General features: G+C 45.8%; 12 protein-coding genes. 11 read left to right on the top strand and 1 reads right to left on the bottom strand.

From position 1 onward, the window contains the following. The first annotated feature begins 123 nt into the window (after positions 1–123). The 9 genes from mnmG to ADS79_RS21875 all read left to right on the top strand — a co-directional run bounded on the left by mnmG (position 124) and on the right by ADS79_RS21875 (position 10,529). Positions 124–2,025: a tRNA uridine-5-carboxymethylaminomethyl(34) synthesis enzyme MnmG gene (gene mnmG / locus ADS79_RS21835; RefSeq protein ID WP_049740462.1), complete on the top strand. Its 1,902-nt coding sequence runs from the start codon at positions 124–126 to the stop codon at positions 2,023–2,025. Between the two features lie 12 nt (positions 2,026–2,037). Further along, positions 2,038–2,754, top strand: a complete 717-nt coding sequence (gene rsmG, locus ADS79_RS21840) for a 16S rRNA (guanine(527)-N(7))-methyltransferase RsmG (protein ID WP_049740463.1) — start codon at positions 2,038–2,040, stop codon at positions 2,752–2,754. A 283-nt stretch (positions 2,755–3,037) separates the two neighbouring features. Continuing rightward, positions 3,038–3,598 carry an MgtC/SapB family protein gene (locus tag ADS79_RS21845; protein ID WP_049740464.1) on the top strand — a complete coding sequence of 187 codons (561 nt, stop codon included), beginning with the start codon at positions 3,038–3,040 and terminating at the stop codon, positions 3,596–3,598. 740 nt (positions 3,599–4,338) lie between these two features. Beyond that, complete coding sequence (gene noc / locus ADS79_RS21850) at positions 4,339–5,193, top strand: nucleoid occlusion protein (protein WP_049740465.1); 855 nt, start codon at positions 4,339–4,341, stop codon at positions 5,191–5,193. Positions 5,194–5,836: 643 nt separating this feature from the next. Further along, positions 5,837–6,595 carry a ParA family protein gene (locus ADS79_RS21855; protein WP_049740466.1) on the top strand — a complete coding sequence of 253 codons (759 nt, stop codon included), beginning with the start codon at positions 5,837–5,839 and terminating at the stop codon, positions 6,593–6,595. Then, a complete protein-coding gene (locus tag ADS79_RS21860; RefSeq protein ID WP_049740467.1) occupies positions 6,592–7,437 on the top strand; it encodes a ParB/RepB/Spo0J family partition protein in 846 nt (281 codons plus the stop codon). The genes ADS79_RS21855 and ADS79_RS21860 overlap by 4 nt, the downstream gene beginning before the upstream one ends. 17 nt (positions 7,438–7,454) lie before the next feature. Further along, positions 7,455–8,609, top strand: a complete 1,155-nt coding sequence (locus ADS79_RS21865) for an aminotransferase class V-fold PLP-dependent enzyme (protein WP_049740468.1) — start codon at positions 7,455–7,457, stop codon at positions 8,607–8,609. A 23-nt stretch (positions 8,610–8,632) separates the two neighbouring features. Beyond that, positions 8,633–9,349: a DUF554 domain-containing protein gene (locus ADS79_RS21870; protein WP_049740469.1), complete on the top strand. Its 717-nt coding sequence runs from the start codon at positions 8,633–8,635 to the stop codon at positions 9,347–9,349. A 235-nt stretch (positions 9,350–9,584) separates the two neighbouring features. Then, positions 9,585–10,529: a diacylglycerol/lipid kinase family protein gene (locus ADS79_RS21875; RefSeq protein WP_049741102.1), complete on the top strand. Its 945-nt coding sequence runs from the start codon at positions 9,585–9,587 to the stop codon at positions 10,527–10,529. Between the two features lie 143 nt (positions 10,530–10,672). Here ADS79_RS21875 and yyaC read toward each other — a convergent pair whose 3' ends face one another. Further along, positions 10,673–11,278: a spore protease YyaC gene (gene yyaC, locus ADS79_RS21880; protein ID WP_049740470.1), complete on the bottom strand. Its 606-nt coding sequence runs from the start codon at positions 11,276–11,278 to the stop codon at positions 10,673–10,675. Positions 11,279–11,497: 219 nt separating this feature from the next. On the opposite strand from yyaC, the gene ADS79_RS21885 reads away from it, so the two are divergent. Continuing rightward, entirely contained in the window at positions 11,498–11,779 is a 282-nt protein-coding gene (locus ADS79_RS21885) for a putative Se/S carrier protein (protein WP_049740471.1), read from the top strand. After that, complete coding sequence (locus ADS79_RS21890) at positions 11,776–12,651, top strand: mechanosensitive ion channel family protein (RefSeq protein ID WP_049740472.1); 876 nt, start codon at positions 11,776–11,778, stop codon at positions 12,649–12,651. The genes ADS79_RS21885 and ADS79_RS21890 overlap by 4 nt, the downstream gene beginning before the upstream one ends. Positions 12,652–12,662: the final 11 nt, after the last annotated feature.

Genomic DNA, 12,662 nt, shown 5'->3' on the forward strand with positions numbered 1-12,662 from the left:
TTGTTCGAAAGAAAGTATATTCGACGTAGTTCTCACAAGTAAGGAGCACCCAAAGGGCACGTAGTCTTATTCGAAAGAAAGTATATTCAACGTAGTTCTCATAAGTAAGGAGGAGGAGAGAAAATGAGTGTTGTACCTACGTATGAAGCCGGCTCGTTTGACGTCATCGTAATTGGAGCTGGTCATGCGGGAAGTGAAGCGGCACTGTCAGCAGCGCGGATGGGATGTAGTACGCTGCTTTTGACGATCAATTTGGATGCAGTTGCGTTTATGCCATGTAATCCTTCCGTCGGTGGACCAGCAAAAGGCCACGTCGTAAGGGAATTGGATGCACTCGGTGGAGAAATGGGGCGCAATACGGACAAAACCCATATCCAGATGCGCATGCTCAACACAGGAAAAGGTCCTGCTGTACATGCCTTGCGCGCACAGGCAGACAAATTCGCGTACCAGCATGAAATGAAACGAACGATCGAAAATACACCAAACCTGATTTTGCGTCAGGCGATGGTTGAGGAATTGATCGTAAACGATGGTGTGTGTGAAGGGGTTTTGACCCAATCGGGTGCACGCTATCTGGCAAAAGCAGTCGTTTTGACTACAGGAACGTATTTGCGCGGAAAAATCATCTTGGGTGATTTGCAATACGAAAGCGGACCGAACAACATGCGTCCGTCGATTCGTCTGGCGCATCATTTGAAAGAGCTCGGATTTGAAATGACTCGTTTCAAAACAGGGACACCGCCGCGTGTTCACAAGCACAGCATCGATTTCTCGAAAATGGAGATTCAGCCTGGGGACGAGGTTCCACGTGCGTTTTCCTATGAAACAACTGAATTTATTACTGATCAGCTCCCATGCTGGCTAACGTATACAAACGAAGATACACATGGACTGATTACAAGCAATCTGCACCGTGCACCGATGTATTCGGGCATGATTGAAGGTACGGGGCCACGCTATTGCCCATCGATTGAAGATAAGGTCGTTCGTTTCAACGATAAGCCTCGTCATCAAATCTTTCTGGAGCCAGAAGGACGCAATACGGAAGAAATGTACGTTCAAGGCTTGTCTACCAGCCTGCCGGAGGATGTACAGCTCTCTATGCTGCGCTCGATGACGGGTATGGAAGAAGTGAAAATGATGCGCCCAGGCTATGCGATTGAATACGATTCAATCGTGCCAACGCAGCTGTGGCCGTCCTTGGAAACCAAGCTGCTGCCTGGACTGTTTACTGCGGGACAAATCAACGGAACCTCGGGGTATGAGGAAGCGGCGGCTCAAGGCTTGATGGCTGGAATCAATGCAGCTCGCCGCGTTCAAGGCAAAGAAGCTGTCGTACTGGGCCGGGAAGAGGCATATATCGGCGTATTGATCGATGATCTCGTGACCAAAGGAACGCATGAACCATATCGTTTGCTCACTTCGCGTGCAGAGTATCGCTTGTTATTGCGTCATGACAATGCTGATTTGCGTCTTACCGACATCGGCTATGAAATTGGTCTGATCGGTGAAGATCGCTACAAGCGTTTTGAGCAAAAACGTGCACTGATTGAACAGGAAAAAGAGCGCGTCATGAATACACGTGTCCGTCCTGACATGGCACAGGTGCAGGAAGTATTGGCTGCTGCCGGTTCTCCTGAATTGACGGAAGTAATTGAACTGGCTCAGCTGCTGCGTCGACCAGAAATCAATTACGGCCACATCATGCAAATGTCACCTGCTCCACAGCCATTGCCAGAGGATGTCATTGAACAGGTCGAAATTCAGATCAAGTACGATGGATACATTCGCAAGTCCTTGCAGCAAGTAGAGCGGATGAAAAAGATGGAGGAGCGGCGTATTCCGGATCATATCGATTACCACCAAATTTCGGGTATGTCCAAAGAGTCTCGTGAAAACATCAGTAACATTCGTCCATTGAACATTGGTCAGGCAGCGCGTATCTCCGGGGTTACTCCCGCAGACATTTCTGTGTTGATGGTGTATTTGGAGCAGTATAATCGCGTGGGAGCGGCAGAGTAAGGAGAAGAGCACATGACCAAAGAACAATTTGCCCAGGCTCTTGCTGAGCATGGCATTTCCTTAACAGATCGCCAGAAGGAGCAGTTTGACCAATTTTTTCACTTGCTCGTAGAATGGAACGAAAAAATGAATTTGACGGGAATTACAGAAGAAGACCAGGTGTACATCAAGCATTTTTACGATTCAATTACGCCTGCCTTCTACTTTCCGTTTGATAAGGTGCAAACGGTTGTCGATATTGGCGGAGGAGCTGGATTTCCCAGTATTCCATTGAAAATTTGCTTTCCACAATTGAAAATGACCATCATTGATTCTCTTAACAAGCGTATGAACTTTCTTACGCATGTGGCGGATGAATTGGGACTTGAAAACGTTCGCCCAGTCCATGGACGTGCCGAGGATCGAGGGCAAGAATCAGCCTATCGGGAAGGCTTTGATTTGGTGGTGGCACGTGCGGTAGCTCGATTGAATCTGCTGACGGAGTTTTGTCTGCCGTTCGCCCGGGTCGGGGGCCATTTCATTGCTCTGAAAGGAGCAGAGATCACTCCTGAGCTGAATGAAGCGAAAAAGGCAATCAAAACGCTTGGAGGAAAGACTCGAAAAGTAGAGACCTTCCAACTGCTAGAAGACGCCGGTGAAAGAAACATCGTGATCATCGAAAAAGTAGAGGCAACACCAAAGGGATATCCGCGTAAAGCAGGAGTACCTGCCAAAAAGCCGCTCATCTAAGTGCAGAATAAAGCGAAGTTGAATAAGATCGTAGCCAATCGTAGAGAGGGCTGCGGTCTTTTTTTGTACATAAAATGATGATCCAGTACATTTATCGCCGCGTCTCCGACAAAAGGCATTTCATATCTATTTAGCAGAGTAGGTGCTTGAATTCAGAAGCTACAAAATTTTCATATATGGCATCCTCATTCAGATTTCTCCCTGCATGCAGATAAGGTGGACAGCATAGCATGTAAGTAACCTTTTTCAAAGGGAAATGCTTGTCTGAGGGGATGTTGCAAGCATGGATACAGCACTCGGTTTGTTTTTTCCACCGGAACTGCCAACGATTCTTCTGCGCTTATTTTTGGCCTTTTTGGCTGGAGCAATTATGGGGTGGGAGAGGGAGCGATTCATTAAAGATGTGAGTCGACAAAGAGGAGCAGGATTTCGAACGTACAGTCTCGTCTGTTTTGGTTCTTGTTTGTTTGGACTGGCCTCTATTTATGGGTTTTCCTCCAGTGGAATGAATCATGATCCCGGGCGGGTCGCCGCGCAGGTGGTTACTGGGATGGGATTTTTGGGTGCAGGAGCAATTATCAAATACAACGGATCGGTCAAAGGCTTGACGACAGCTGCTGGTATGTGGGTGGCGTCAGCGATTGGATTGATGTTTAGCGCCGGAATGTATATTACCGCGATCGTAGCTGCATTTTTCGCGTATTTGACATTGGATTTCCATCGACTGTTTCCCCGACTTTTTCCTGTCACTAAGATTTCACATCCATCTGATGAAAGTATAGGGGAGGAAGAGCAGGAGAAACGGCATAATCATAGGGTTTTCGATGATGACGATCACGATTGATGTTTCACGTGAAACGTTTTTCAGTAGCAGGAATTGGGCGAATCTTGAAGAATACCATATAGATAAAGAACGAGAGAAGCGAATTGGCGGGAAATAAGACTTGGGTCCACTGGAGTTTTACTTTTTGCAGCTTGGGCAAAGGGAATTGTCCCGCAAACAGTAAGTAGGGACAAAGAACCTTTGTTCAACAACTATGGAACGAAATTGATGCAGAACAAGTACGTATGTGTCTAGTACGAGAGTTGCAGGCCATTACTTATTACTTGGTCGTTTTGGAAGCTTCGTTTGATGAAAAAAGAAGAATTATTTTTGTGTTGTCTTAAAGCGGGCTTTTTGATTTGTAATGAAGCTTTGGGCGAAGCAGAACAGAGACGAGAAGGTTCGTAGGAAACTAGGATACTCGTCAGTATTTTTGTGTCTATGCGGCAGTGTGATAGAAGATGAAGTGTTCAGAAGAAGGACAAGCCATTTATTTATGTTCTCAAAAGACCGATATGAAGGTATAGGAGTCATTCGTAGCGGAAGCAGAAAAGCAGCATGAGCAAAAGACGATGAGGCATCTATCGAACAAGCATGGTTGTCATAAAGATTCTGTCATAAGTTGGGCAGAGGCTTTTTTTCACGTATAAGAATTTATAAGTACGAGGCTTATAAATTCTGGAGCGCATGGCAAGGTACCTGAAACGATTTTTTACGCAGAACAAGCTTGGATGGAACGGGTAGAAGTGGGGGATTTTTCTATGGCAGTTAAAGATTCATTTTCTCGGATTTTCGGGTTGACCGACAAAACTGACAACGAAGAAATCAAGCAAATACCAGTCGAGGAGATTGTGCCTAATCCTTATCAACCTCGGACTGTATTTGATGACGAGAAAATTGATGAGTTGTGTCAAACCATTCGGACTCATGGATTGATTCAACCGATCGTTGTACGGATGCGCGACGGTCATTATGAATTGATCGCTGGGGAACGGCGTTTGCGTGCAACAAAAAAATTGGGCATGGAGCGAATTCCTGCGATTGTCAAAGATTTTAATGACGCACAGACAGCCTCTATCGCGTTGATTGAGAATCTGCAGCGTGAAGGTTTAACAGCAATTGAAGAGGCGATCGCTTATCAAAAGTTAATTGACTTGCATAATTTGACGCAAGAAAGTCTGGCACAGCGTTTGGGTAAAGGACAATCGACGATCGCTAACAAGCTGCGCCTGCTGCATTTGCCAGGAGAAATTCAGGATGCTTTATTGGCTCGCCAGGTAACGGAGCGCCACGCAAGAGCCTTGATCCCTCTGAAGGATACCGAGCTGCAAATCAAGGTTCTGATCGAGATAATCGAGCGTGAATGGAATGTCAAGCAGACGGAAGTACGGGTCAAGCAGCTTTTGGAGGCAACGGCCAATCCGAAGAAGGAAAAGGAACAAAAGCCGCGGTGGAAAGCATTTTCTAGAGATGCGCGGATTGCAATCAATACAGTACGTCAGTCCATTGATATGGTAATTCAAACGGGCTTGACTGTTGAAACGGACGAAGAGGATCACGATGAATTTTATCAGTTCACTATTCGGATCCCGAAAAATAAAGAAACAGGGAAATAATTAAAATGCGACTCGATATGTTCTTGCCGATACGGGGAGAACACTGGCGACAAGGTCGCTTTTCTTTTTGCTTTGCTCTCTCTTTTTTTAGTAGGGAAGAAAGAGGCAGGAGAAGCCCGTAACTTACTAGTAAAGAAAGAGTAACACGGTTTTTGGAAATGTTTGTTACGACAAAAGCGCGCCTGGGCCGTAAAAATGGGGACAAACGTATCTGTTCGCACAAAAATAATGGACAAAATGGCTCTTTATCAAAAAAACAGCGTACGAGCAAGCAGCAAATCTGGTAACATGGGAAATATCGAAATATTTCTTAGGGAACCTATCAGAATGTACAATCTGGGGGCTTAGGAATTCCTGAATTGTAAAAGTGTGCTCGCTTCTCGTGAGATAGAGTCGATAGCAGTTTTTTAGGGTGGCCGAGGTGAAGAGGGAAAAACCCCCTATCCAGAGCAATGATGTGTTTCCTAAGTGAGACGTATTACGTATTAATAAGTAGTTGACGAGAAATGAACAAATGCTGATAGATCTTTTCAGAGAATTCTCCAAAGCATCAAAGACCGTGTTACGGAGAGTGATATGGAAACGAAGAGATGGACAAGTGATGATCTCTAACTTTCCTAGATGAAAAAAAGAGGTGGAGAAGTTGGGTAAAATCATTGCGGTTGCGAACCAGAAAGGCGGCGTCGGGAAGACGACTACGTCCGTCAATCTAAGTGCTTGTTTGGCCGCATTGGGGAAAAAGGTGCTGCTGGTCGATATTGATCCACAAGGAAATGCTACCAGCGGGATCGGAGTTAATAAAGCCGATGTGCGGTACTGCATTTATGACGTACTGATCAATGACATCAGCCCGGTTGATGCCACTCTGCCTACTGACATCGAAGGCTTGATGATTATTCCTGCCACCATTCAATTGGCGGGTGCAGAAATTGAGCTTGTTCCGACTATATCGCGCGAGGTTCGATTGAAAAAAGCGCTCGAGGTTGTCAAGGACAAGTACGATTACGTCATTATTGATTGCCCGCCATCCTTGGGCATTTTGACTGTCAATTCCCTGACCGCGGCTGACTCGGTTTTAATCCCTATTCAGTGTGAGTACTATGCACTGGAGGGATTGAGCCAATTATTGAATACGATTCGACTGGTGCAAAAACACCTAAACTCTCAGTTGGCGATTGAGGGCGTTGTTTTGACCATGCTGGATGCACGAACGAATTTGGGTATCCAGGTCATTGAAGAAGTGAAAAAGTATTTCCAAGAAAAAGTATATAAAACGATTATTCCTCGGAATGTTCGCTTGAGTGAAGCACCGTCACACGGACAAGCCATTATTACGTACGATCCCCGCTCTAGAGGTGCGGAAGTCTATACTGATTTGGCGAAGGAAGTGGTTGGGGTATGAGTAGAGGTTTGGGAAAAGGGCTGAATGCACTTATAACGTCCAATCTCATTGAAGAAGGGGAACAAGTAAAAGAAGTTTCCGTGAGTGAGATTCGTCCCAACCCGTATCAGCCCCGTAAAGAATTCGACCAATCGGCCATTGATGAATTAGCTGGATCTATTAAGGAGCATGGAATTATCCAACCTCTGATTGTACGGAAAAGCATCAAGGGGTTTGAACTGGTCGCGGGTGAAAGACGGCTGCGGGCTGCAAAATTAGCTGGATTAAAGCAGGTTCCGGTTGTAGTGAAGGCGTATACAGATCAACAATTGATGGAAATTGCCCTCATCGAAAATTTGCAACGTGAAAATCTCAATCCATTGGAAGAAGCAGAAGCTTATGAAAAGCTGATTGCTCATCACGATTACACGCAAGACCAACTTGCCAAAAAAATCGGGAAGAGTAGACCACATGTAGCAAATATGCTGCGCTTGTTGCAATTGCCTGAGGGGATTCGCAAAATGGTATCGGCTACCGAACTGTCCATGGGTCATGCTCGTGCACTGCTAACCGTTTCAGATGAGAAGGCACAGCAGCAGCTGGCGAAGGATGTTGTTGCAAAAGAGCTGAGTGTACGTCAATTGGAAGAATTGGTGAAACAGTTGAATGTTTCACGTGAAACAAAAAAGAAAAAGCCTGCGAAAAACGAACCGGTTTTGATCGCGATGGAAGAACGACTGCGTACCCGTTTTGGAACCTCGGTCAAAATCAAAAAGGGCTCGAAGCGCGGAAAGATCGAGATCGATTTCTACTCACAGGAAGATTTGCAACGAATCATAGACATACTAAATGCGGAGAAGTGAGCCTAGGAGGTAGTCTTATGGCGATCATCTATTTGGATAACGCAGCTTCTACCTGGCCGAAGCCACCTACTGTCAAGGACATGATGGCTGAAGCTATAGAAGAATATGCCGCCAATCCCGGAAGAGGCGGGCATGCGTTGGCGATGAAAGCAAGCAAGACTGTGTTTCGTACACGGGTGCAGCTATCGCGGTTGTTTGGGATTCAAAACCCGAATAACCTCTTTTTTTATCTCAATGCGACTCAAGCGCTTAATCAGGCGATAAAAGGCTTTTTGAAGCCTGGAGATCACGTCATTTCCTCATCGGTAGAGCATAATTCAGTACGGCGCCCGATCGAGTTTATGCGTAAAACAAGCCAAGTAGAGGCTACATTTATCGAGCCGAGGGACGACCACCATTTTTATGTAGAGGATTTTGAAAAAGCGATTCAGCCGAATACTCGCTTACTGGTTGTGAGTCATGCCTCCAATTTGACCGGAGTCATTCTTCCTGTAGCAGAATTGGGGAAAATGGCAAAAGAGCGAGGAATAACGTTTTTGGTAGATGCTTCTCAGTCTGCTGGTGTACTGCCGATTCATGTAGAAGAAATGCATATCGATATGCTCGCTTTTCCTGGGCATAAAGGCTTGTATGGCCCTCAAGGAACGGGTGGTTTATACGTGCATGGTGACATTGATTTGGTACCGCTTATTCATGGTGGGACAGGCAGTCAGTCAGAGGCGATTGAGCAGCCAACCACAAGACCGGATCGGTATGAAAGTGGAACGGTAAATACAGTCGGATTGGCTGGATTACAAGCTGGCGTTTCTTTCGTTTTGGACAAAGGCGTAGAAAACATTCGTCAGCATGAGTGGGAATTGGTAAAGCAGACGATCATTCGCCTACAAGAGATTCCTGGAGTGAAGGTGTATGGTCCAGGAATTGAAACGGAACGAGTAGGCGTCATTGCCTTTAATGTAGGGGAAGCAGATGCCTCAGAGGTGTCCTTTATCCTTGATCAACAATACGGCATCGCCACGAGATCTGGCTATCATTGCACACCGCTTGGTCATCAAACAGCGGGTACGGAACAGCGGGGAGCCGTTCGCGCCAGCTTCGGGATATTTAACTCAGACAAAGACGTAGAGGCGCTTATTCACGCGGTACAAGAGATTTCATCTGCGTTCGTGTAAGGCATCTGTGGGAGGAAACAGACGTGATCTTGTTGGGGACCTTGGTCAATGCGGTGGCCATCGTAGCTGGTTCGTTATTAGGATGCCTTTTGACCCGCATACCTGAGTCGATTCGAAAAACAGTCATGCAAGGAATCGGTTTGGCTGTTATTGTTTTAGGTATAAAAATGAGCCTCGGATCTGACAACTTTCTGCTGGTCATCATTAGCATCGTAGTAGGGGCCATTATTGGAGAGCTGATTGGCATTGAAAAGGGCTTGAACAGACTGGGACATTGGTTGGAGCACAAGATCGGGAAAGGAAAAGAAGGCGGTATCGCTACCGGTTTTGTTACAACCACGCTGGTATATTGTATTGGTGCCATGGGTGTTTTGGGTGCGATGGATAGTGGCTTGCGTGATAACCACGATATTTTGTACACAAAAGCCTTGATTGACGGGTTTTCTGCCATTATTTTTACTTCTACGTTAGGGATCGGCGTGTTATTTTCAGCGATTCCTGTGTTTTTGTACCAAGGGCTGATTGCATTATTATCGACCCAAATTTTTAATGTCGTAAGCCAAACGATGCTAGATGCGATGTTAGTCGAGCTGACAGCTGTCGGTGGCCTGATGATTATTGCCATTGGCATCAACGTTTTGGAAATTAAAAAAATAAACGTAGCAAATATGCTGCCGGCTTTACTGATAGCGGCACTCGGGGTTCCATTCATGGAATGGTTTTCGAAGCTGTTTTCATAAGTAGGCATAAAGGCTCTTTCAAATAGAAAGGGCTATTTTTTTTGTGAAAAGATAAAACAGGAAATAGGTCATAGAATAGGCTGAGCATTTTTATATAGTTAAAAGAAGGTGGAATAGGAGGCTGTAAGAGAAAAAGAAGTACATAAATTGGTAGCGGGTTCTAAAAAAAGAGAGCAAGACATGCGATAATAAACGCAAAAGAATGGGAAAGCAGCATTGGGGAGCGGGACAACATATGATGGGTTTTATCGTCAATCCAGTATCGGGGAATGGGAAAGGAAAAAAAGTATGGGAGCTTCTGGAGCCGACGTTAAGGGGGCAAGGAGCCCGTTTTCTTATGAGGCAGACATCAAGACAGGGGGAGGCTCAAAAATTAGCAATTGAGCTGATCCAAAAAGAGGGAGTAAAAAAATTAATCGCAGTAGGTGGCGACGGAACGGTTCATGAAGTGATCAACGGAATCCAGCAGTCAGGTCAAACGTGTGTATTCGGTCATGTGGCAGCTGGTTCAGGAAACGATTATGCGCGTGGACATGGCGTACCGTTTGATCCACTGGAGGCTTTGGAGGGAATCCTGTCGGATCAGGATGAGCGATTGATTGATTTGCTGTATATAAATGGACGGGTCGCAGTCAATTCGATAGGGACAGGCCTTGATGCCTTAGTTGCGAAAAAGACGAACGAAGCACGGTATAAAGGCTGGCTAAATCGGTACAGACTCGGAAGGGTTGCTTATATCATATCGGTGATTCGGGTTCTTTGCTCCTATTGTCCTTGCCATGTAACGTTGACAGTTGATAACCAGAAATACTCCATTCCAAATGCTTGGCTGATAGCACTTGCCAACATTCCGAATTACGGGGGAGGAATGCTCATCTGTCCAGACGCAGCACCAGATGACGGGGAGATGAAAATTTGTGTCATTCATAGCCTAAGTCGGCTACAATTTCTATTGGCTTTTCCCAAAATTTTTAGAGGAACACATGTGAGTCATTCAGGTGTTTTGTTTTACTCAGGGCGCCAAGTTCAGATTCAGGCAGAGAAGTCGTTATTTGTTCATGCCGATGGCGAATTAGTAGGTAAGACTCCTGTAAATATAGAGCTGCTAGCGGCTAGACAAGCCATTTGCGATGCAACTGATCCCATACAATCGGGGCAGAGGAAGCGTGTGCCTGTTTGAAAAGCGAGAAATACGGTGAATAAGCTGGTAATTCGTCCTTTCCTAAAAGAAAAAAGACCTGTTCGCCTACAGGAGGAGAAGACAAGTCTATCTGGGGATGTCGTCTGACAGGGGCTTTATTCGTCTCGTAGTAATCGATTTCATTATTCGTGAAGTACGCTGTCCAATCTGCCTTTGGCGGTGGTTAGCGTGGCTGCTTTCGAGATTCCGGAGGCAATGATTTCTGCCATGTTCATCACAACAGCAAGACGCGTATTTTGCAGCACAAAATACTCCATGAAGCCGCCAACGTTGACAATGCCTGTAATATGAAAGGTTCCGACCGGAGGAAGCTCCTTTTTTACACCGGCACCGGGCTTCAACGGGCCATTGATTACATTGATGTTACCGACATGGCTGAATTGTCCCAGACAGGCATCGATGGCAATAATGGTGGACTGGGAATGAGTATCCTGAATCATCTCCATTTTTTCTTTCAGATTCATAGCATGAACCGGATCATCCAAGGTTCCGTATACTTGCAAATGACGGGTTGTCTTTGTTTGCAGCTTTGTTCCCACGAGAGGGCCAAGCGCATCTCCAGTAGAACGGTCTGTCCCAATACATACAATGACAATATCATCTTCGAACGGTGTTCTGCGAAAGCGTTGCGCAAGGTGTTGTGCCAGATGCTCATCTGCGTCATCACTTTGGTATTCCACTTTAAAGGGTGGCAAAAAACAGTCTTTGCTACTATCAAATGTATTCATGGCTACCTCCACTCTTGCGGTCTTGATTCAAAGATATAAAGAGTATTCACAGTATAGTACCGAGAAGTCATTTTTATACCAGGTAATGGGAAGGTTACGGAAGTTTTGAAAAATCAGCGAAACTGGCAAGAGGAAAGTTGAACAGGTACAATAAGAGGAGAAGCAAAACAGATGCTATTTCAAACAAAAAGGGACAGGTCAGATAAGGGAGGGAGATGAATGGAGGGAAAGACTGTACTGATCGCATTTGACTCCACGCAGCAAGCCTTGCGGGCAGAGATGCTTCTGGAGTACGCGGACATCGATATAGACACAAGACCAACGCCAAAAGAGATAACGGCGGGCTGTGCGCTTTCCATTGAGTTTCCAATGCCAGATTACTCACAAGCAAAAACAATCATGGAAGAACAACAAGTGGTAGTACGAGGCTATTTTCGCCAGTTTTCGGATAGGTATCGGGAAATTGATGAGGATGGGAACCAAAAGGAGCGGGAGGAATGAAAAAAGAAGGCTTTTTTGAGACCATTTATGCACAGGTATACGGCTATGTAACAGACGCTGATATGTGGGTAAACATAGGAATGGTTTTGTTAAAAATTGCTGCGATTATCTTGATTTCACGTATTGTGTTATCGGTTGTGCAAGCGGCAGTCAATCGAATTTTCCAGCACCGAAAAGGCAGCAAGATACAGATGGACCAACGCAGAGTGGATACGATGCGTGTACTGGTCAACAACATCGTGCGCTATACGCTCTATTTCCTGGCGATCCTGATGATACTCCAGCTGCTGGGGATTGATTTAAAACCGGTATTGGTGAGTGCAGGGGTGCTGGGACTGGCAGTCGGTTTCGGAGCGCAGAGCTTGGTACGGGATATCATCACTGGCTTCTTTATTATTTTTGAGGATCAGTTTGCCGTTGGCGATGTCGTAACGATTAACAATATGACGGGAACGGTCCAGGAGATCGGCTTGCGAATCACTCGTGTCCGCAGCTGGACTGGCGAGGTGCACATTTTTCCTAATGGAACGATTACACAAGTGACCAATTTCTCGTTGCAAAATACGCTTTCTGTCGTAGATGTCTCGGTAGCATATGAAGAAAACCTGAACCAGGTAGAGCAGGTGCTGAGGGAAGTTTTGCAGCTGGCACAAACCGAATTGCAAGATATCGTAGGGGAGCCTCAAATATTAGGCGTGCAAGCTTTGGGACCATCGGAGGTCGTCTTGCGTGTGACGGCAGAATGTAAGCCAAATACGCACCACGGGGTTAATCGTAACCTGCGTGCGATGATCAGAACCGAATTTACCAAGCGTGGCATCCAAATACCATATCCCAAAATTGTCGCCATGCCAGGAAAAGGACAAGCGTAAATCAGGGAGGA

This window comes from Brevibacillus reuszeri (genome assembly GCF_001187725.1).
Lineage (GTDB): Bacteria > Bacillota > Bacilli > Brevibacillales > Brevibacillaceae > Brevibacillus > Brevibacillus reuszeri.